This window comes from Rhizobium sp. Root1203, from assembly GCF_001424945.1.
GTDB lineage: Bacteria > Pseudomonadota > Alphaproteobacteria > Rhizobiales > Rhizobiaceae > Rhizobium.
Genome location: NZ_LMCW01000034.1, coordinates 87,657 through 109,543 on the forward strand (window position 1 = coordinate 87,657; position 21,887 = coordinate 109,543).

Annotated in this window: 15 protein-coding genes and 2 pseudogenes; 9 read left to right on the forward strand and 8 right to left on the reverse strand. The window is 59.7% G+C overall.

The features are described 5' to 3' along the window. Positions 1–124 precede the first annotated feature (124 nt). Positions 125–1,813, forward strand: a complete 1,689-nt coding sequence (gene ade / locus ASC97_RS24760) for an adenine deaminase (RefSeq protein WP_057470983.1) — start codon at positions 125–127, stop codon at positions 1,811–1,813. Positions 1,814–1,883: 70 nt separating this feature from the next. Here the strand turns inward: ade and ASC97_RS24765 are convergent, their stop codons facing one another. Beyond that, positions 1,884–3,062, reverse strand: coding sequence for a GTP-binding protein (locus tag ASC97_RS24765; protein ID WP_057470984.1), 1,179 nt, complete (start codon positions 3,060–3,062; stop codon positions 1,884–1,886). Between the two features lie 112 nt (positions 3,063–3,174). Then, a pseudogene (locus ASC97_RS24770) lies at positions 3,175–7,514 on the reverse strand (N,N-dimethylformamidase beta subunit family domain-containing protein). Between the two features lie 440 nt (positions 7,515–7,954). Between ASC97_RS24770 and ASC97_RS24775 the strand changes: the two are divergent. The 4 genes from ASC97_RS24775 to ASC97_RS24790 all read left to right on the forward strand — a co-directional run bounded on the left by ASC97_RS24775 (position 7,955) and on the right by ASC97_RS24790 (position 11,424). Further along, positions 7,955–8,395 (forward strand): hypothetical protein, encoded by a 441-nt coding sequence (locus ASC97_RS24775; RefSeq protein ID WP_057471136.1) that lies wholly within the window; start codon positions 7,955–7,957, stop codon positions 8,393–8,395. A 226-nt stretch (positions 8,396–8,621) separates the two neighbouring features. Beyond that, complete coding sequence (gene glgX, locus ASC97_RS24780; RefSeq protein ID WP_057470985.1) at positions 8,622–10,691, forward strand: glycogen debranching protein GlgX; 2,070 nt, start codon at positions 8,622–8,624, stop codon at positions 10,689–10,691. A gap of 137 nt (positions 10,692–10,828) precedes the next feature. Beyond that, a complete protein-coding gene (locus ASC97_RS24785) occupies positions 10,829–11,062 on the forward strand; it encodes a DUF6894 family protein (protein ID WP_057470986.1) in 234 nt (77 codons plus the stop codon). Positions 11,063–11,091: 29 nt separating this feature from the next. Beyond that, entirely contained in the window at positions 11,092–11,424 is a 333-nt protein-coding gene (locus ASC97_RS24790) for a DUF2934 domain-containing protein (protein WP_082530149.1), read from the forward strand. Positions 11,425–11,458: 34 nt separating this feature from the next. On the opposite strand, the gene treZ is transcribed toward ASC97_RS24790, so the two are convergent. Beyond that, positions 11,459–13,240: a malto-oligosyltrehalose trehalohydrolase gene (treZ, locus tag ASC97_RS24795; RefSeq protein WP_057470987.1), complete on the reverse strand. Its 1,782-nt coding sequence runs from the start codon at positions 13,238–13,240 to the stop codon at positions 11,459–11,461. A 40-nt stretch (positions 13,241–13,280) separates the two neighbouring features. Then, positions 13,281–14,363: a DNA topoisomerase IB gene (locus tag ASC97_RS24800; protein ID WP_057470988.1), complete on the reverse strand. Its 1,083-nt coding sequence runs from the start codon at positions 14,361–14,363 to the stop codon at positions 13,281–13,283. Positions 14,364–14,527: 164 nt separating this feature from the next. On the opposite strand from ASC97_RS24800, the gene ASC97_RS35715 reads away from it, so the two are divergent. Next, positions 14,528–14,716, forward strand: a complete 189-nt coding sequence (locus ASC97_RS35715; protein WP_082530150.1) for a hypothetical protein — start codon at positions 14,528–14,530, stop codon at positions 14,714–14,716. Positions 14,717–14,818: 102 nt separating this feature from the next. Here the strand turns inward: ASC97_RS35715 and ASC97_RS24805 are convergent, their stop codons facing one another. Next, entirely contained in the window at positions 14,819–15,154 is a 336-nt protein-coding gene (locus ASC97_RS24805) for a hypothetical protein (RefSeq protein WP_057470989.1), read from the reverse strand. Positions 15,155–15,695: 541 nt separating this feature from the next. Here ASC97_RS24805 and rpsU point away from each other — a divergent pair. Next, positions 15,696–15,935: a 30S ribosomal protein S21 gene (rpsU, locus tag ASC97_RS33520; protein WP_082530152.1), complete on the forward strand. Its 240-nt coding sequence runs from the start codon at positions 15,696–15,698 to the stop codon at positions 15,933–15,935. Positions 15,936–16,193: 258 nt separating this feature from the next. Continuing rightward, the gene (locus ASC97_RS36400; RefSeq protein WP_057470991.1) at positions 16,194–16,883 is read left to right on the forward strand and encodes an MgtC/SapB family protein; all 690 of its coding nucleotides are present in this window, start codon (positions 16,194–16,196) and stop codon (positions 16,881–16,883) included. A 535-nt stretch (positions 16,884–17,418) separates the two neighbouring features. On the opposite strand, the gene ASC97_RS24825 is transcribed toward ASC97_RS36400, so the two are convergent. After that, positions 17,419–18,180 (reverse strand): endonuclease/exonuclease/phosphatase family protein, encoded by a 762-nt coding sequence (locus tag ASC97_RS24825; RefSeq protein WP_057470993.1) that lies wholly within the window; start codon positions 18,178–18,180, stop codon positions 17,419–17,421. Positions 18,181–18,254: 74 nt separating this feature from the next. Between ASC97_RS24825 and ASC97_RS24830 the strand changes: the two genes are divergently transcribed. After that, the gene (locus ASC97_RS24830) at positions 18,255–19,235 is read left to right on the forward strand and encodes a lysylphosphatidylglycerol synthase domain-containing protein (RefSeq protein WP_057470994.1); all 981 of its coding nucleotides are present in this window, start codon (positions 18,255–18,257) and stop codon (positions 19,233–19,235) included. Here the strand turns inward: ASC97_RS24830 and ASC97_RS24835 are convergent. Together ASC97_RS24835 and ASC97_RS24840 are read right to left on the reverse strand one after the other, a co-directional pair. Further along, the gene (locus tag ASC97_RS24835; protein WP_082530153.1) at positions 19,176–20,657 is read right to left on the reverse strand and encodes a phospholipase D-like domain-containing protein; all 1,482 of its coding nucleotides are present in this window, start codon (positions 20,655–20,657) and stop codon (positions 19,176–19,178) included. The genes ASC97_RS24830 and ASC97_RS24835 overlap by 60 nt on opposite strands. Before the next feature lie 322 nt (positions 20,658–20,979). Next, positions 20,980–21,774 (reverse strand): annotated as a pseudogene (locus ASC97_RS24840) (SDR family oxidoreductase); the annotation flags it as partial. Positions 21,775–21,887 lie beyond the last annotated feature (113 nt).

The window sequence follows — 21,887 nt, forward strand, 5'->3', positions numbered from 1 at the left end:
TCTGATGCGACTGGCTCTGATGGGGAGATGACAGTGGCCGGGCGGTAATCCTATATTGCCGCAGCCCGAGCTGTGGTTCCGCATAGGGCTATCGTGACGAGCGGAGCAATCAGGAAGGACATTTATGTACATCGAACGCCTTATCGACCAGGGAACCGGCCGCGAGCCGGCCGATATCGTTCTGAAGGGCGGGCGGTTCTTCGATCTTGTGACCGGCGAACTGGTGCAATCGGATATTGCCATCTGCGGCGACCGCATCGTCGGCACCTGCGGCGATTACCAGGGCGAAACCGAGATCGATATTGCGGGCCGCATCGTCGTCCCCGGCTTCATCGACACGCATCTGCACATCGAAAGCTCACTGGTGACCCCGCACGAATTCGACCGCTGCGTCCTGCCCTATGGTGTCACCACCGTCATTTGTGATCCGCACGAGATCGCCAACGTGCTCGGCACCGAGGGCATCCAGTTCTTCCTGGATTCGGCGCTGGAGACGATCATGGACATCCGCGTCCAGCTCTCTTCCTGCGTCCCCGCCACCCATCTTGAGACGTCGGGCGCGGACCTGCCGATCGAAAAGCTATTGCCGTTCCGCGATCACCCCAAAGTCATCGGCCTGGCAGAGTTCATGAATTTCCCCGGCGTGATCCACAAGGATCCGATCTGCATGGCCAAGCTCGCGGCCTTCCAGGGCGATCACATCGACGGCCATGCACCGCTGCTGTCGGGCAACGACCTCAACGGCTACCTCTCAGCCGGCATTCGTACCGAGCATGAATGCACCACCGCCGAAGAGGCATTGGAGAAGATCCGCAAGGGCATGCACATCCTCGTGCGCGAAGGTTCCGTCTCCAAGGACCTGGAAGCCCTGATCCCCATCATCACCGAGCGCCTTTCGCCTTTCATTTCCCTTTGCACAGACGACCGCAATCCGCTCGACATCGCCGAACAGGGGCATCTCGACTACGTGATCCGCACGGCAATCCGACAGGGCGTCGCGCCGCTTGCCCTCTACCGCGCCGCCTCGATCTCGGCCGCTCGCGCTTTCCACCTCAGCGACCGCGGCCTCGTCGCGCCGGGCTGGCGTGCCGACCTCGTCGTCGTCGACAGCCTGGAGAACTGCAAGGCCGAGATGGTCTTCTCGGCCGGACGCAACGTAAATGCCGAGCTCTTTGCTACCCGCAGGCCGGTCGCGCCCGTCGGCCTTGACAGCGTCAAGGCGAGGCCTGTCAACGCCGCCCATTTCGGCGTGCCGGTCGCCGATGGTGAAACGCCCGTCATCGGTGTCATGCCTGGCAAGATTATCACCGAACACCGCCGTTACCTGCTGCCGGTCGAGGGCAACCAGACATCCGTCGACCTTGCCAACGACATCATCAAGGTCGCGGTCATCGAGCGCCACGGCAAGAACGGCAATCACGCCAACGGCTTCGTCCAGGGCTTTGGACTGAAGAAGGGCGCAATCGCCTCGACGGTCGGCCATGACAGCCACAACATCTGCGTTGTCGGTGTCAGTGAAGACGACATGGCGCTCGCCGCCAACCGTCTTGGCGAGATCAAGGGCGGCTTCGTGGTGGTCGAAGATGGCAAGGTCACCGGCGAGATCGCACTGCCCGTCGCCGGGCTGATGAGCCTCGAACCCTATGAGACCGTCCGCGACACGCTCCATCACCTCCGACAGGCTGCCTATGCGCTCGGCACGACGCTGGAGGAGCCTTTCCTGCAAGTCGCATTCCTGCCGCTGCCCGTCATTCCGCATCTCAAGATCTCGGACAAGGGCATGGTGGACGTCGATCGTTTCTGTCTGTTGTAGGAGGTCCCTCCAGCGAGCCGTACGTCGATCGTTGGCGACCATGGATACTGATTGATCCTGCCCCCGCGAGCTACCAGGCCGGAAACGGATCAGCGAGGTCGCGCCAGTCGCTCGGATCCGCGCTGGCCAGGCAGTCGTCCAGCGCAGCGCGGACGACGGCCTCGTCCATGCTGACCCCGATGAATACGAGTTCCTGCCGACGGTCGCCCCATGCGCTGTCCCAACGGCTCTGCAGATACTCCTGAAACTCCGGGTGCGGTGGCCAATCCTGTCGGGGAACGACCGCCCACCAAAGCCCCATCGGCTCGCAGCGACGCTGGACCCCTGCGGCCGACATCAGACCCACATGCTGCGGACGAGTGGCAAGCCAGAAATGGCCCTTGGCACGAAGCACTCCCGGCCAGGGCTTGTCGAGGAACGACCTGAACCGTGCTGGATCGAACGGACGCCTTTCGCGATAAACGAAGCTTAATACGCCATATTCCTCGGTCTCCGGAACGTGGGAGCCCGGACTATAAAGCTCCTTGTGCCACAAGGGATGAGCGGATGCCTTTGCTTCGTCGAAGAGGCCGGTATCGAGGACAGCTGTAAGAGGAACATCGCCGAAATCCGTTTCTATCAGGCGCGCATCGGGGTTGAGCGCAGCAACCACCTTGCGGACTTCGGCGCGCGTTGGCTCGGTCGCATCCGCGATCTTGTTGATCACGATCACGTCGGCAAATTCGATCTGGTCGACCAGGAGGTCGATCAGCGTCCGCTGGTCTTGTCCGTCGCTCTGCAGGCCGCGGTCGCGCAAAAGGTCGGCGCTGCTATAGTCGGCCAGGAGGCTCGCCGCGTCGACGATGGTTACCATCGTGTCGAGCCTCGCAAAATCGGATAGGGAAATCCCGTTCTCGTCACGAAAGGAAAAGGTAGCCGCGATTGGGCGCGGCTCTGCGATGCCTGTCCCCTCGATCAGCAGATAGTCATACCGCTTTTCTTCGGCCAGACGCCGCACTTCGGTGAGCAGGTCGTCGCGAAGGGTGCAGCATATGCAGCCGTTGCTGAGTTCAACGAGCGTCTCCGTCGTATGCGATAGATTGGCGCCACCGTCGCGAATGAGGCTTGCGTCGATGTTCACCTCGCTCATGTCGTTGACGATGACCGCGACCCGCAAGCCCTCGCGATTTGTCAGGATGTGGCTGAGCAGCGTCGTTTTGCCCGCGCCCAGAAATCCGGCGAGCACGGTCACCGGTAGCCGATCGGTCATGTCCTCTTTTCCCCTCGTCCACATCCCTTGCCTGCGAAAATCAGCCGGTGCCCATTCAGATCGGCCGGTGCCGCACAAACCATTTGTTTTCCTATCGGCCTCATCGGATCGTTCAGGTTACAAGCTGCGGCCGGAAGACAACGTCGGCATAGTAGTTGGCGGAAGCGAAGGTATTGGTCGGGAATAGGCCTGCTGTGGCGGACCCGCCGTAGGCATAGACCCCGTTGCCTCCCGCAGTGGCGCTCGACGGGGCCGTCAGCGGGCCGTTGGAGGCGGCATTGGCAAAGAAGTTGTCGGTGGCCACGTAGGCGCCGGTCGTGTGGTACGACGCGACATAGGTGGTGTTGGCGGTGATGGAGACGGGTGTCGCCAGGGCCACCGTCTGCCAGCCACTGGTGCCGGTCGCGGTCCACAGGTCCAGCACATCCTGGCCGGTGTCGTTGGCGCTGCGGTAGAACTTGAGGGCCGTAATTTCACCGGCGACATTCGACTGGAACTTGACGCCGACCTCCAGTTGCTGACCGTCGTTTAGGTTGGTCTGGGCCGGTGTGCTGGTCGCACCGAAGAGGCTGTAGGTCACGGGCGGTGCCGTCGACACGGCGATGYTGAAGGTCTCGCTGGCCGCGAGGCTGCCGAGGTCGGTCGCCGTCACCCGGACGCTGAGCGTGCCGGCATTGGCCGCCGTCGGCGTGCCGGTGAAGGTCGCCGAGCCGTCGGCGGACAGGGCCGTGTAGGCGAGCGCGTCGCTGGCGTCGACATCGGTGAACGTGCCSGCAGGCAGCGCAAGCGAGAAGGCGGTGCCGACCGTGGCGCTCTGGTTGGATGTCTGGACGGCGAGCACCGGCGCGTCATTGGCGCCGTGAACGGTGACGGTGAGCGTCGCCGTGGCGGTGGCGCCGGCAGCGTCGCGCATCGTGTAGCTGAAGGCGTCGGTCAGCGTGTTGGTCGACTGRCGCAACGCCTGCACGGCGGCAGCGCTCTCGTTGACGGTGTAGGTATAGGCGCCCGCAGCATTCAGCACGAGGCTGCCGTAGGTACCGTTGAGCGCCGTGCCCAGTGTGCCCGCGGTCGCACCGAAGCTGACGGCGGTGACGGCCTTGGTGTCGCCGCTRTCCGGATCGGTGTCGTTGGTCAGCACGTTGCCGACGGCAGCCACGCCGCCCGAGCCGTTGGCGATACCGCCCTTCTCGGTGGCGTCGCCCGTGTCGGCAACCGCCGTCGGTACTGTGTTGCCTAGTTCGTCCCCTGGTAGGTGCTGGTCGGAATGCTGCTGTTGCCATAGCTGTAGACGCCATTTCCGCTGGCCGGCGCCGTCAACGAACCGCTCGTCACATCCGAAGTGAAATAATTGACCGTGGAGGAATAGTGGCCTGTGTCGGTGTGGTAGGAGGCCGTGTAGGTCGCGCCCGGCGTCAGGGTGATCGGGCTGGAGAAATACGCTGTTTGCCAGCCACTTGCGGTTTCGCCGCTGAACGTGAGGGTGGCGAGCCTCGTTCCGGTGCTCGACCACAGCGAGCCGGTATGGGTGCCGATGTCCTGACTACCCTTGTAGAAGCGGATGCCACTGACGGTGCCGGCAGCCGAGGTCTGGAATTTGACCCCGAGTTCGACCGCGCTTGCATCGTCGGTGTTCACGATCGCAGGCGTCGCACCCGCCGGGAATAGCGAGACATAGCTTTGCCCGCTGACAGTGACCGTGCGCCCGGCCGATGGTGTTTCGAGGTTGATGCTGTCGTCCACTGCGCGCGAGCGAATGACAAAGGCGCCGGCAGCCTGAGGTGTCCAGGTGTAGGTCCAGTTCTCATCGCCGGTCGCGGGATGCCAACTGGCGCCGTTGTCTGTCGAAACCTCCACGCCAGCGATCACGCCACCGACGTCCGAAGCGGTGCCAGAAATTGTCACGCTTGCGCCAAGGGCAGCGGTCGCCGGCGCCGTGAGGGTGGAGGTTGGCGCCGTGTGGTCGGTCGAAGCCGTCGCGGTGACGAGCCCGGACTGCAATGTCCCGGGCTGGATGCCCATGTCCGCAAGCAGATTTACCATTGCCTGCTGCACCCGTGGATCGGTCGGCGTCACCTGAAGGTCGTGATTGTCACTCAGACCCCAGGCCCAGTAGACGGTTCCGGCGCCGAAAACGAGTGCGCCGCTCGGAGCGCGGTAAAGGGTAAGATTGTGGGTCGAGACGCCGGCGCCGGTCGTATTCCCGTAGTCGAGGAGATAGGTGCTGACCGGAAGTGTCGTCGACGACAATTTGACGAGGCCCGCAGGATCGAAGCCGTTATCGGTCGCTTCGTCCCATTCATAACCGAGGTAATTCTTCGTCAGCGTCGCCGTCTGTCCGGCCTGGAGATTGGCAACGCTCGTGTTGCGCCAAAAGCGGAGGTTGGCATCATCATAGGGGACGGTGATCGACTGCAGATTGTTGCCGACGTCATCGACCTTGAACAACTGCCCGGTCAGAGAATTCTCCGGATTTCCTCCGCCGACCGCCGGCGGGCTGAGCCGTGGATCGCGGAACGTCCCAGTCCACTCGCTGGAAGGATCGATGCTGGCCCCCGGCGACCAGGTCTCCTTATAGGAAATCAGCGTGCGGTAGGCCGTGGCGTCGGCGCTCAGGCTGTTGCCCCAGCGGGTGCGCCAGTAGACTTCGTTACCGCTCCAGAACTGCAGGTTGACGCCCGCATCGCGGGCGGCCTCGACATTCGCCCGCTGCTGACCCGACCAGTATTCGTCGTGACCGACATCGAGGTACATTTTGTGATTGAGAAGAAGGCTGCCGTAGCGGTCCGCATCGACGCCTGCCATGTAGGAGACGTCGTAGCCGTTCTGTTCCAGCCAGTAGATACCGGCATACTCCGCGCCGAAGAGATAGTCCTGCGGACCGGCGAATGTGCCGATGCCACCGCGCGTCACGATCGGCCTGTTGTAGCTCACGGCGTAGGCGCGACCTGCGCCCTGCCCCGTCGCCGGGCCGTTGCCGCCATAGAAGTTGGCGCCGCCCCAACCGTTATAGGCCTGCCAGGTCTCATCCGAGGTCTGGAAAACGATGTCGCTGTGGCTGGCGTCGTCGCGCACGATGAACGGGATCTGGTTCTCGCCGAAGGTGCCGTCCTGACGCACGAGCTTGGCGATATAAACGCCGGAAACGGCGTCCTCGGGCACGGCCCAGGACGCAGAGACCGCCCAGTTGCCGGCGTCGACAAGTCCGGTCGCGGCATCGCGCAAGGGGTCTGGCTGTGCCTGAAATCCCGTGTGTTGCATCGTTGCGACCTTGCGGGCACCCATGCCGCCATAGTAGCCGAGGCGGTAGATGTCGATACGGTAATTGTTGGAATCCGTATCAATCTTGAAGCTTATCGTCTTGCCGTTGTCGACGCTGATGTCGGTCGCGAATCCCTCGATGTTGGAGCTTCCCGCACCGTCGATCCCCCACTCGCTCTCGGGGTTGCCCAGCTTTTCGTTTTCCGCCACGATCACATTGACGGCTGCCGCCGCCGCCGCCAGGCTCTGCGTCGCACCTTTCTGGGTCACCGTCGGCGGTGGATTGGTGACCGAGCCGGAAAGGATGCCGCTACCCTTCGACGTGCTGCTCCCTGTTCCCGACTCTCCGCCACCGGGCAGCGATCCCATCCAAGCAGCCGATTCGGCCCCATTTGCCGTACCGGTCCACCCCGAGAGCTGGGACACGTTCCGGCCGAGGAGCGGGTCGCTGATCGAAGCGCCCATCTTGCTTTTGCCGGCAGAAATGTAGTCCGGTCCTTCGATCAGCCGGGTCCCGGGCAATTGACCGTCCGGTTGCAGCAGGCTGCTTCCGGGGGCCCAATCGAGAAGGTGCGTTGGAGAGGTGTAGTAGCCGCACCCGCAAACGCCATAGGGCAAGCCAAACGCCAGAAACGATGGATGTCCGACAAGGTGCGCCGTCGTCTTCGCCGTCGGCGCCGAGTCGAGAATGACGACATTGCCTGAAGAGGCCGGTTCGACCGTCACAGTGGGCGCTCCCTGCCCTGCAGCGGTCGGGCCGCGGCTTTGCAGAGCGGGGCTGTGCAGAAGTAATGGTGCCAAAGGATCGCCATCGCCGGCTATGCGGCCGAGGCCCGCCCCAACCGCAGGCAGCGGCGATGCGGCCCACAATGAGGCCACGTCCCTCGTATACGGCGCGAGGCCAGCTACACGGTTCTCAAGCAGCGGCGCGGCATCGACGTGCACGTCGGCGACAACATCTTCATTGTCGTCCTGATCACCCGGGTGCTCGTTGAGCGTGGCGTTGTTGATCGTCAGGTCGACACGCGTGTCGATCTTAGTCCAATCGGCAATGGTCGAAGCGGGCTGCGAATACTCCACGCGTTTGTGAACAAATTTGCGTGGCTCGGCCTTTTGGCCAGTGGCCAGCCACCTCGGAGCCAATGCGTCTGGCAACAGCGACCTTGAAGTCCACCGACGGGCATTGCGATACATGGGGTGACCCTCTCGCGAAAAATTTGCGGGACTCAAGATACCGGGGAACTATGTGTGATCGCCAGAAGCATAGCCGAAATGGCGGGAAATGCATTGTACCCACTTCGGCGTAGGTCAAACGACTAGTCGACGTTTATGGAATGCCTACGAGCCCGATTTATCGACCGTTGGTCATGTGACATCGCACCGGTTATTTCATTTCTGTTTCACGTCGCGGAAGGTTTGATGCAATGGCAAGCCTGGATGGCCGCTTGCCGGTCCATGATCCAAGTCATTGCAGCGACTTGCTTATCGCCTTCGTGATGTGCGAATGGAAAGCGAAAACACGGCAATGGTGACCTTTGTCTGTCTGATCGTGATTGGACTTCATCGCCTGTCGGAGTCACGCTCACCTCGGAAGTTCTCGAAGGATGAACCAGCTGTTTGAACAGGAGGTTTCCATGAAACACCATGCCCTTGAACAACTCCAGATCGTCGCCAATGTAAATCTTGACTATCCGCGGCCAGCCATGTCACGCCGTGAACGCCTCGAGCGCTGGGCCGATCTCTTGGACCGCAGTCCTCGCCGCTCGCTCTCGACCCTGCACGAGACCGAATATCAAGCGACCGACGAGCGTGCGGTCATGCACGTCGATCATTCACCGATCTCGGTGGCGTTTGCCGATCCGGTCTTGCGGTCGGCCGGACTTGAGAGCGACCACTACGGCGAGGCAAGACGATTTTTCGAGCTAAGCGATCATCAGTTGCACCGAGTGGTCTGTTTTTGCCACTTCGGAACAAGCGTCAGCGCCGTGGCGGCCGCCCATCAGGTCCGCGCACTGATTGCCGCAGGCGACCGACGCGGGATAGTGGGCAGACTACGCAATATGCTCGGGTGGTAGGGACGTCGAGGTAGGGACGCCGAAGCAACGAATTATTGATCGCACCGGGTCAGGAGGCGGCGGCCGTGCCCAGTCTGTCTTTGGACTTCCGGGGGGAACTTCGGTTGCTCAACTGACACCAAAAGCGGGAAGCGAATGAAGGTCGCTCCCAACCGGTGCAGCGAAATGCTCGGAACAAAAGGACTGCTCTCGTGTTTCTGCCGCGCCAACAGTGACGGGGACAGGGATGAGCAATCGTGGCGGACTTGACATTCAATCGGGCGACTGGACTACACTTGGCGCAGTGTCCGATGGGGACGGTGTCAATTTCGCGATTTTCAGCGCACACGCCGAACGCGTCGAACTATGCCTGTTCGACGAAAGCGGGAAGAACGAGACGGATCGCGTCGTGCTTCCGGAATTCACAAACGAGATATGGCACGGCTATGTGCCGGGTCTGAAACCTGGTGCTCTTTACGGCTATCGTGTCCACGGCCCCTATGATCCGAAGAATGGACATCGTTTCAACCCGAACAAGCTGCTGATCGATCCCTATGCTCGCGAACTCGCCGGCCACGTCGAATGGTCAGACGCTCTTTTCTCGTACGACATGAAGAGCGAAGACAAGGACCTCACTTTCGAGACAAGCAACAGCGCGTCGGTGATGCCCAAGTGCCGCGTCATCGATCCCGCCGGATACGATTGGAAGAAGGATCGAAAACCAGTGGTTCCCTGGCCACAAACGATCTTCTACGAGGCGCATGTCAAAGGATTCACGAAACTCCATCCAGCAGTCCCGGAAAAACACCGCGGCACCTTCGAAGGTTTGAGCGAAAAGGCAATCGTAAGCTATCTGAAGAGCCTCGGCGTCACATCGATCGAACTGCTGCCCATCCATTTCTTTCCCGACGACAGCCATCTGCTCGACAAGGGCCTGAAGAATTATTGGGGCTACAATTCTCTCGCCTTCTTCGCCCCTGCCTCCCGCTATTACGGGCCCCGCGGCATGACAGGGTTGCGGGATATGGTGCGCGCCTTCCATGACAGCGGCATCGAAGTGATCCTCGATGTGGTCTACAATCACACCGCCGAAGGCAACGAGCTGGGGCCGACCCTGTCGTTCAAGGGTATCGACAATTTCTCCTACTACCGCACAATGCCTGACAATGCCCGCTACTATGTCAACGACACGGGCACCGGGAACACCGTCAACACCTCGCATCCCCGCGTCCTGCAACTGATAACCGACAGCCTTCGCTATTGGGCCGAGGACATGCACGTCGATGGATTTCGCTTCGATCTCGGCACCATTCTCGGGCGCGAGCCGGAAGGGTTCGATCAGCGTGGCGGCTTCTTCGATGCCGTTGGCCAGGATCCGGTGCTTTCGAAACTCAAACTAGTCGGCGAACCTTGGGACATCGGCCCCGGCGGCTATCAGGTCGGAGGCTTCCCACCAGGCTGGTCGGAATGGAACGACAAGTATCGCGACACCGTGCGCGACTATTGGAAAGACACCGACGGAGCGACGCAAGACTTCGCAGCCCGCGTCCTCGGCTCCGGTGACGTATACGACCTGCGCGGCCGCCGCCCTTGGGCGAGCGTTAATTTCATTGCCGCCCACGACGGCTTCACCCTCAACGATCTCGTCTCCTACAGCGACAAGCACAATGACGCGAACGGGGAGGGCAACGAGGATGGCCACAGCGACAATCGAAGCGACAATTACGGTGTCGAGGGTGCTACGGACGACGAAGCCATTAATGCGGTTCGCGATCGTCAAAAGCGGAACTTCCTTGCTACCTTGTTCCTTTCGCATGGAACGCCAATGCTGCTCGCAGGAGACGAGTTCGGACGCAGCCAGATGGGCAATAACAACGGTTACTGCCAGGACAACGATTTAAGCTGGGTGCATTGGGAGGACCTTCCGGACTCCGCGGAGGCGCTCCGACAGTTCACCATGAGACTGATCGCTATGCGCCGTGACAACGAGATCCTTCGCCGTGAAAGCTGGAGAGATGGCATGGCCGTGACCTGGCTCAATCCAGTCGGGGGCGAACAGACGGAAGAACAGTGGCAGGATGTCGGCAGCACGACGATCGGCTTGCGGCTTTCAGGAGACTGCGAGGGAATGAAGGACGTACTCGTGCTGTTTAATCCGCATGACGGTAATGTCGAGTTCAAACTTCCTGACAGCTCATGCGGTAATTGGGTGCTCGAGTTGACGACAGACGACGCGGACATACAGGGAGAGGATATCGGCCGCCCTGAAGCCTATCGCCTGGAAGCCCGAAGCCTGGTCGTTCTCAGGGGCAGTTGAGATCATCCCTCGACCGGTGTCGGATTTGCGGCTGTCGGGCAACGCTCTACCGAGGATCCAGGCGCGCGGCCCATTGCGGCACGACGCGGAACGAAGCGCTCGTCCATCCGTTTGTCCCCAAAAGATGGGAAATGAACATGCGCTTTTATTTCAATGTCCGCTCGGACGAAGGGGTCGACAGAGACGCGGAGGGGATCGACCTGCCTTCGCTCAATCACGCGAAAGGCGAAGCGGAGAAAGCATCGCGCGAAATGGTCGCCGAACTCGTATTGCAGCGGCAGACGATCGATAACATGCGGTTCGAGATCACCGACGAAGAGGGCAGGGTTCTTGCGACCCTCCCGTTTAAGGACGCAGTGCGATTCGACTGAGTTGCATACAGCAGGAAGGAGAACGAAGAATGGCCCCCACAGCAAAGTATACGTCCGCGAACGAGCAACTGCGCCCGATACCCAACGCGGATGACCGCGCCGAAGAGATCCATCGAATCCGCAAGCGTGCCTACGAACTATGGGAACAGGAAGGATCGCCAGCGGGCCGTCATGACGACCATTGGCTTCAGGCAGAGCGAGAAATAAGCCACGGTGGTGACGTGATCGAAGGCGATGATTTGCCGCGATTGGATGCATTGCGTGAAGCCGCCAGACAGCACACAGACACCTTCCTGGTGGAAACCGACCTTGAGGACGCAGATCAACGCGAAGCGACGCCGGGTGTACGCGAGCAGCCTTAAGGACGGCCCCGGAGCTGGCCGGCCAACCCGATCATCACCGATCGCCGATGTAGAGGTGAGTCGACCACGGGTCCAGGACACCGGCGACAGTCTGGCCTCGTCCCGGATAGCGCATGTCGACGGGACGCAGGTCAAGCCTGTAAGTGCGCGGACTGGCGTTTGCGCGAAGGGATAGGATGCTGCCAGCCAACTTCCAGTCGATGAAGACGGCACCGTCCTCTGAAGGCAGCACCGTTCCCGAATACCTCGCCTTGTTCGAAAGGAGCGGAACGATCCATTGTCGCCGGACGGAAATCAAGTCGCGCAGCCATTCCGCCCAGGCGACATTGGCTCTTTCGTTCGCCTCGCTCCAATGCAGCTTACACCGCAGGAACGTCGAACTCTCGTTCGGATCCGAAACATCCGAAGCGTCGGTTCCATCAGGAAATCCGCCAAAGTTCAGTGCCTCCTTTGGCCTTGAACGTCTGATGGCGTCGGCCAGCTCGCCGTCATAATCTGCGAAAAAATGAAAGGGTTTGGAGCTACGATGATCATCGCCCATGAACATCAGCGGGATCTGCGGCGAAAACACCAACAGCTCGGTCAGGACCGAATGGCATCGTCGATCGATCATGGCATGCAGACGTTCGCCGAGTGCGCGATTGCCGACCTGGTCGTGATTCTGGAGAAAATGAACGAATGACGTGGGCGGTAGGGAGGCGCCGTCGGGCAAGGGCCGGCCAAGCATGCTCCTGCCTTGCCGTAGATATCCCCCGGCAAGGGTCTTCCGGAGTTTTCCCCAAGAGTCATGCTTGAAAGGTTCGTAGTATCCAGTTGCCTCACCCGTCACCGCGACGTGCAGTGCGTGGTGGAAATCGTCATTCCAATCGGCGGTGAACAGGCCTTCACCACTTTCATCGGACGCCAACAGGTCTGCGCCATTGGCAGGGTTCTCGATGATCAGGTGAACCGTTCGATCCGGGATCTGCCTGCGCACCGTTTCGGACATTTCCCGCAGGATGTGCCTGCTGCTGGGGTCTTCGATCTGATCGATCGCGTCCAGCCGCAAACCGTCCAGGCGAAATTCCTGCAGCCAGTACAAGACATTATCGACAAAGAACCGCCGAACCGGATCCCGCGCGAAGGCGATTTTTGGTCCCCAGGGGGTTGGATCGTCTGCGAGAAAGAAATCCGGCGCGTAGTTTTTGATGTAATTTCCGGCCGGCCCGAAGTGATTGTAGACGACGTCGAGAATGACCATCATTCCATGACGATGGGCTGCATCGACAAGGGCTTTGAAATCATCGGGCGAACCGTAGGCGTGGTGCGGCGCGTATTGATAGACGCCGTCGTATCCCCATCCTCGTTCACCAGGAAACTCGGCGAGCGGCATCAACTCGATCGCGGTAAAGCCGATCTCGGCCAATCGTCGAAGATGCGGTATCGCTGAGCGGAATGTGCCCTCCTGCGTGAAGGTTCCGAGGTGAAGCTCGTACATTACTGCCTCTTCCCACGGCCGGCCGGTCCAGCGGAGATTCTGCCATCGGTAGCTGTTTTCATCGAGGAGCACGGAGGGCGCGTCAACGCCACTCGGCTGATAGCGCGATGCCGGGTCGGGGATAGGAGGTTGACCCTGCAAAACGAAGCCATACTCGGCCCCAAACGGTTGACGATCGATCCTGCACTGGAACCAGCCTTCCGTCGACCTGCTCATCGGGATGGTTTCGCTCCCGATCTCCAGCGATACCTGCGCTTGGGAGGGAGCCCAGAGGCGAAATGTCGTCGAGCCGTCCAGCGCAAAGGACGGCCCCCACGAATAACTTCGTTCCCCGCTCATCGAATCAAGTCCTGGTCGACATCAACTCTTCGCCCGCTCATCAGTTTTCGCTCGCCGGGGGCTGGGTCTTGAGCCACCGGAGAACCCGTATCTCCTCGTCGTCCATCCAGTTCAGAAGGCGCTCGCTTGTCGTCTTCCGCAGACGCAGGACATCACCCAGCCGCCCTGCGCGAAAGTCTTCGAAGACGGCGGGGTGTATGTAGGACGATCGGCAGACGGCTCGCGTATTGACGAGCTTTGCAGCAACGGCATCAATCGCGCCGTTGAGCTGGACGGCCAAGGCACGTTGCGAACCAGGGACCTCCAGCGGAGCGAGGATTGAAACGGCCATGCATGTCGCCCCCCATGTGCGGAACTGCCGTGAGCTGCTGCCATCGTCACCGGCCGCCTCGCGAATGTAGGCATTGACATCCTGAGACGATATCTGGCGGCAATCGTTCTCGTTGCAGACATATTTGAAGAGTTGCTGGCCCGGTAACTCCTGGAGCTTCCGAACGACGTTTGCGATACGCCGGTCGCAATGCATCAGATTCCATTCCTTTCCGGATTTGCCTTTAAACCGAAACTGAACATTCGACCCCTCGATCTTCACGTGGCGATTTCGAAGCGTCGTCAGTCCATAGGACCGGTTGTTCTCGGCATAGCTCGCATTGCCGATCCGGATATATAAATTGTCCAGCATCCAGACGACAGTCGCCAGCGCCTTCTCCATCGTCATTCCCCTGGACCGGAGATCCAGATCCACGCGCTCGCGTATGTCGGGAAGCCGCGCACCGAACTCGACGAGACGTTCGAACTTGGCTCGACCGCGGTCGGCGTGCCAGCCGGGATGGTATCGGTATTGCTTGCGACCGCGGGCGTCGATGCCCACAGCCTGCAGATGCGATAGCGGGTTTGTGGAAATCAAGACATCGCGATAGGCTGGAGGGATCGCCAAAGCGTTCAGACGCGCGATCTCGCCGCTGTCGGTGATCCGTCTCCCGTCTGGCCTGTAGTAGAGGAAGCCCCTTTTGCCTTCCTTGCGGGTGATCCCCGTTTCCAGACCCTGAACGTAGACGAGCCCGCACGATAGTTTTGCTTCCGCTGCGGTCGCGAGGATGTCGGTTTGAAGTATCTGGTTCATGTCAGCAGAACACTTTGGACGCTCGCGGGTTCCGCCCTATGTAAAGATGGGCGCGGCTTCCCGGCATTAGAAGCGAATGTGGAAGGTCGTCACCTGGCCCTGTTTTTTGACGTTCAATGAAACCGTCGGGCGGCGTTGCGCGTTTCTTGCCAGGAGGAGAATCCATGTCACATTCCAAGGACAACCGCCAAGTTCGCATCCCGGGCCCCACTGACCGGAGCATCGCCGAGCATTGCAAAAAGTTCGGCATCGGTCCGGCAGAAGAGCGCAAACTCCAGAGATTGCTCGGAAAGCATGCTCCGCTCCATGAACTTCAGGCCAATGCGCCCCCAAAACCCCCGAAATTCCGATGAGCTGCGCGGGCAAGCAGCTGAAAATCTGAAGTCAAGAGACGGCTCGAGCGGTTCGGCTGGAGACTCTCCAGCTGGACCGCTCGAGCCTGACGGCACAGACAATTAAATCTCCGGACAGCCTCGCACATTCGCAAATACGATTCGATCCGGCCCACCGCGAGTGAACCCTTCGACTACAATATTGCGTGCACTTGCACGCACGATATGAGCACGACGGAATCCCGCATCCCGGGCTGCGTCGAGGGCTTCATCCGGGTCGCAGCCGCCTCTGCCGTAACGGTTATGGCCGTATTCCCGATCCTGGTTCCTGTCGTAAACGCCGACGCCTCCAGGCCCGACTCGAAGTTCCAGGTCCTGAGCATTGGCCAGTGTGTTGCTGGATGCGAGGCTGCAAGCGGCCAAGCCCACGACCAGCGCGGATTTCAGGATGTTGCGCATGGCTCTCTCCTTCCTGCGATAACTGTTCCTGGAGAATGAACAGTCTGGAGGTGCCTTTGGTTCCTTGGAGCGTTTCGCGCATTTCGCCTCGCAGTGTCGCTGGAACAAGACTTGTCCCCTCCCGTTTATGCTTGGCAAACGGAAATTCGAGGAATGTAAAAATGGCAGAACGACCGCCACCGGCAGCGACACCCGCACTCGAACTCGCGAGGGAATACATCAGACTCGGTGGAAAACGCCGATCCGCAAACGATGACAACAAGGCTTCCACACGAGAATGGGAGCCGGACAGTCCGGAAGCAAAATCCTTCTGGAGGAACCGTATCGAAACCCTTCCCGAAGAGAAAAGGAATGAAGTCATCTCACACCTTCCTACAATAAGCGTAATTTGATCGCGCCAACACCCGTCACTTGGTCCTAAGCGCACTTCGCAGGGGGCGGACTGCAAAACCCCAAAGATTTTTGCCGTGACGCGCTCCTCGCTCTTGATCGTGGATATTGAATGGATCTATGAGGGCGTTGGTGACCCAAGGAGCATAAATTGCAAGTTCTGGTACGTGACAACAACGTTGAGCAAGCGCTCCGTGTTTTGAAGAAAAAGATGCAGCGTGAGGGCGTTTTCCGGGATATGCGACTCCGGGAGCATTATGAAAAGCCTTCTGAGAAACGTGCTCGCGAGAAGGCCGAAGGCATAAGGCGCGTTCGCAAGCTCGCCCGCAAGAAGCTTGAGCGGGAAAGCGGTGTTTCGGCCCCCAAGAAGATCAGAGCGCCAGGCCGCTAGAGAACAAGCTACGTCAAGGCGCGATGTTTGGCACCTGACGACGTAGAGCTCGAAAACCATCTCCGCCGCGGATCGGGAGTGCAGAGTTGATCTGGCCCCGCTCTCGTTTTGCGTTCGGCAACGGAAATGGCGACGTTCCCACGCGGCTGGCTTCAGCAGCATTGCGGCACATTGTCGAAAAGCTTGCATTTTAAGCATCACACAGAGATGCTTGGCGCGTCATAAAACGGGATTGCGGCAGTGACATTGGACGACTTGATGCCTGTGACGCCAAGTTGGACTGACATAGCGATCCGAGTCGCAGCGATCCTTGTTGCGGGTAGCCTCATCGGGATGAACAGGGAGCGAGGCGGGCATTCCGCCGGACTGCGTACCACGATCCTGGTTGGCCTTGCGGCGTGTATTTCCATGATTCAGGCAAATTTATTGCTGTCGACAAGCCAAAGCACCAACGGCTCTATGGATATCCTTCGATTCCCGCTCGGCGTACTGACCGGTGTCGGCTTTATCGGCGGCGGTGCCATCCTGCGCCGAGGCGACATTGCGACCGGGGTTACAACGGCTGCCACCCTCTGGCTGATTACCGCCATCGGCCTGTGTGTCGGCGGCGGACAGCTTGTCCTCGGAACCATCGCCACCGTTGTCGCCTTCGTTGTCCTGTCGCCATTCAAGAGGATCGGGCTTAAAGTCCCGTCCGAGCAGAAGGGAGCCGTCGGCATAAAGGTGCCCAAAGGCACTGACATCCCCGAAATTGTTTCCTGCCTGCCGCCAGGATCGCAAGCGCGGTTCACGACCATGATAAATGGGCTGGACGACCATCATGACGAGTTTATCTACGAATTGCGGTGGTTTGCGACGGATGGAGCGCCTTCCGCTGCCGACATTGCCAGGGATATCAAGGCGAAGTTCCATGTGACGAAGTTCGAACATCGCGCCAGTATCACCTGATATCACCGGTCTGTTGTTTTAGGGTGTTCTCCCAACAATGCAGGCAGCTGCCTGTCTCCCCAATCGAATGTTTCGCGACGCTCAGAGAATGGAACTTTTTTTCCGCTGGATAGTTGGAGGACATACGGCTCGCTCTGGCCGAAAGGAGGGTTCCATGTCTTTCGATTTGACGTCCCGCTGCCTGACTACAGACGACCTCCGCCTCCTCCAGCAAGTCCTAATCGATTGCGGCTACACGGGTAATATTGCAAGTGGGCAATCAGCCTCTCCCAACCTCGCTGGCAGATTGCTCATTCACCTCTACCAAGACGGCATGACCGATCCGTCGGAGCTCTGCGATGAGCTCACGCGCCGGTTTGGGCGGACGAAAAAAGACGTGCCGATTGCGGAAAGCCAACTGCACAAGGATGCCATTCGCGGATTATTTTCGCCTAGTCACGCCGGAAGAGGGTCGAGGTATCATCATGAAGCTCCGAACCGTTCCCGATGACCCTATCCGATCCACGTGAACACACGTTTGTGTCCTGCGATTGACCTAGCCGGAACGCGCCGGGTATTCGACTTCGGCCAGAACCGGCAAATGATCGGACGCTTGCCGTGCGGCTGCCGTCGAGATCACTTCCGAACGGACATTGCCAAACTCCTTCGAAACAAAGATATGATCCAGTCGAAGCAATGGAAAACGGGAGGGGAACGTCCGCGCCGCCCTTGCCGGTGCAACGTCGCGAAAGCAGGCGGCGAGAGCCTTGTAGGCTGCCGAGGAGGGGACGGCATTGAGGTCGCCACAGATGATCGCGGGGAGAGCCTGAAACTCGGGACTTCCCATCCAATCGCGACCCAGCAACGTTTCGACCTGCCGCAAGCGATCAAGATTTCTCAGCCCCAGATGGGTGTTCAGCACGTTCAACGCGCCCCACGGCAGATCGACTAGGATCCATAGGGCTCCCCGCAGTTCCCCAAGAGACGGCAGTGGCGACGCCTTCATAAGTCGCGTTGGAAGTGCCGTCAGGATTGCATCGCCGTATTTTTCTTCTTCGACGTGGAGCGCCGGATGAAAGTGCGCTTCCATCTTCAAAAGCGAGGCTATGACGTGCGCTTGGTCGATTCTGCCGGTTCGCTTTCGCCCGACGTCCAGTTCCTGCAGAGCGATTATATCTGCGCCCGTTTGTGCGATCACATCGGCAATCCGATGCGGATCGATCTTGCGGTCCGTGCCGATGCAGCTGTGAACATTGTACGTCAATATTGAGACTGTGGGCGAACGCTGGCGGGGGGAACTGTCGCGATTTGAGCTCATTGTAAAGGAACCTCGATCGGCACCGTTCGTTCCATCTGGGAGTTTCCTTTCACCGTACACAAAACGGAATACCGATGATTCTGAAACGCCTGCTGGTTAACATCGTCCTTGTCGCAAGTCTCATGCTGGCGAGCTACCTGCTGTACAGGGTCTTTCATCGCTATTCGCTTGATGAGGTTGTGGCGTCAATCCGCGCCATCCCGACCGTCCGACTCGTGACGAGCGCCGCTTTTGCTGCCGCCTCCTATGCCTGTTTGACCGGCTTCGACTGGCTCGGGCTGCGCTATGCAGGCAAGCCGCTCAGCTATTCCAAGGCTGCGATCGCCTCGTTCACCGCCTTGTCTATCGGTCACAATCTCGGAGTAGCAGCGCTGAGCAGCGGCGCTGTGCGGTATCGTTTCTACAGCCGTTGGGGCCTGACGACGGAAGAAGTTGCAAAGGTTGTCCTGTTTTGCGGCGTGACGGTAGGATTGGGTCTGACTTCGCTCGCTGCTATCGCCCTTCTCGCCAATCCCGATGATGCCAGAAAGGCACTGAACATGACTGCCGGGCATGTCTTTTTCCTCGGCATCGGATGTGCGGTAATTCCGGTGGCCTACCTCGTTCTCGCGGCCACGGTTCGCGCTCCTCTCAAAATCCGGCGATGGGGCTTCCAGATTCCGAGCGTATCCGCAAGCCTTGCGCAGATCGCGCTTGGGACCCTCAATTTCGTGTTCGTGTCCGCATGCCTTCACCAGCTCATATCAGCTGATACAGACGCCGGCTTCGTTCAGACGGTGACGGCTTTCGTGTTGGCAAACATCGCAGTGCTCGTGACCCACGTGCCGGGCGGCCTGGGAGTTCTGGAAGCGACCGTGAGGCATGTCTTGCCGGACTCCGCTTCAATCGGTGCCTTGGTTGCCTTTCGAGCCATCTATTTCCTTCTGCCTCTTGCTTTGGGCCTTGCGCTTCTCGCGATCAGTGAAATGTGGAGCCGGCTAAAGGATGGGCGTCGGTCAAAAGATGGCGGCCAACCTCATCCTGAGGTTTGCGAACAAGGCGCGCATTCTGCGTAAGGGCCGAAAGGGAATTTGCGGATCGATGACGGAGGTACCGGGAAGCGGCGAAATCCCGCCGCGCGTCAGATCGACGGAAAACTCCCGCAGGCCACGGGAACCTGTATTGAGCGCATCGAGCGACTTCACGAGGGAGCCCGATTGTCGAAGCATTTGGCCCACCGTTTCGGGGTTTGCGTCGAGATGTTCGGCTAGAAGCTTGCTTCTGAGGGCGAAGATTGCATTGCGATGCGCTGCTTCGCCCGCTTCCAGTGCCAAATCGCATTCCGTATCGAGGCCCTCTGATCGATTGTTGAGATTGGAGGAGCCAATGCGGACGAACCGATCGTCGATTATAATAACCTTTGAATGGATCGTAACTTCCTGCTCGCCGCCTGCGGGATTTGGGACGACAGGATAAAGAATCCGGAGCCTGTCGTGTCGGTCCATTCGTTTTAGCCGCCGTATGACGCGATCGCGGTTGCCCCCCATCGTCAGCTTTTCGATCAGGCCGTGCGAACTCCTGGTGACGAGTACGACGATCTCCGGCCCGTCCGCCTCTCTTAATCGGCGCCCCAGCCTGCGAGCGATCCCAAATGAGGCGAGGTATTGCGTCTCGATATAAATCGACCTCCTGGCTGCGCGGATCGCATCGCGGGTCAACTTTATGGCTTCGTGGCGACCACGCTTTCCGACAAGGCCGGGCTCAGTCAGCGCGACACCAGAAGCGGCCCCGCGCATGTCTGCGACAATCGACTCGGGCCAGGACGCCGCAATATCAGTTTGACGGTCGATTGGCTCTCCTGTCGCCCTGCTCCAGCGTCGACGTGCGACATCTCCGATGAGGAGCGCTGCCTCACCTGAAACCATCGCCTGAATATCGTGGACGGGACCGTAAGGTTGCCCGTCCGGAGCGGCTCTCAATGGATTGTCGACGCGATGGTCCGGCTCGTCCCAGCGGCGCGCCGTGAGATCGATACCCCCGAGAAATGCAAGCGCATCGTCAATAACCACCAGCTTTTGATGGTGACTGCCTCTCAAGGGATGTCTCAGATCGAACCGCAAGTTGATTTGCGGATGCCTCGAAAAAGCGCTTTCACGGAAAATCTTCAGGGACTTGCCCGAATAGACAGGACCCATCCCCCAGACAAGGATCCGAACCTGCAGTTCCGGGGCGTCATCGGTCAGACGAAGTAGCAGCTCCCCAAGGGTTTCGGAACTGACGCGCGGTCGCAGGCAGATATCCGGGTTGAAATCCCAGCCGACGATCCAGATCGTGCGTCGCGCACCGCGAAGAGCCGCATCGAGGGCGGAGAAATAAGCAGATCCATCGATCAGGAACGACGCCTTTTCCGCTTTCGCGACGTTCCAGACATTGCGCCCCGGCTCGACGATTGCAGATACCGACGACACTTCTCCCATCGCCCACCTCATAGTAGCCATCGAAACTCCGATATTTAAGACCGCACTTTTTTCGTGCCCAACCCCAGGAACGCGTGACGTTGATCATCCGTTCCAGAGGGGCTCTGGATTTGCATAAATCCGGATCGCATCTCGGGTAACCTTACCGAATAACCATCGAACGAGGTTCGAGTTGTCTATTACCGGGCCACTGCTACCTTCCTTCGTAGCGGTAAGAAGGCAGCCGTGGTCCGAGGGGTCGGATCGGTACGAGCCCGCCCCAGTTGGGCCGGGGCGGGCTTTTTGATCATCCCTGGGAGCGTGTGTTCGGGGAACAACTTTCGGTGAACACTGACCGCCTCTCTTAATAGCCGCCAACGATGGGAAGGATCTCACCCGTGATGTAGCTCGACACCTGCGGGGAAGCGAGGAAGACGTAGGCGGGAGCGATCTCTTCGGGCTGCGCGGCGCGTTTCATCGGCGTCTTGCTGCCGAATGTCGCGACGTCGTCGGCTTCCTTGTCCGATGGATTGAGCGGCGTCCATACGGGGCCCGGAGCGACCGCGTTGACGCGGATCCCTCTCGGTACCAGTTGGCTAGAAAGGGCCTTCGTGAAGGCATGGATCCCGCCTTTGGTCATCGAATAATCGAGCAGCCCTTTCGATCCTTCCAGGCCGGTGACGGACCCCGTGTTGATGATGGCGGAGCCATTGTTCAGATGCGGGATGGCTGCCTTGGCCATGTAGAAGTAGCCGTACAGATTGGTCTTGAGTGTCTCGTCGAAGTGCTCGTCGGTCAGGTCTTCGATGTCGGCTGTGTGGACCTGGAAAGCGGCGTTGTTGACCAGGACGTCGAGGCGGGAAAACCGGGTCATTGTCTTCTCGACAGCCTTTTTGCAGAAGCTCGCGTCCTTAACGTCGCCACGGATAATCAAGCACTCCCGTCCTTCTTTTTCGATGGCGGCCTTCGTGTCTCCGGCATCCTGGACTTCATCGAGATGGACGATCGCGACATCGGCACCTTCGCGGGCGAACAGGATCGCCACCGAACGTCCGATACCAGAGTCACCACCTGTGATCAGCGCCACCTTGTCCTTCAATTTCCCGGAGCCCTGGTAGAAAGGCGCATCGTACATCGGAGCCAAGGGAAGGTCCGCTTTCCCTTGGATCGTGGGAGTACAACGTCGCTGGAACGAAAAGGTTTTAGGTGACCGGATAAAAGCGGGGCCGCGCTCATTCGGACAGAACCTCGGTCTTGCCCCACCGCTACACG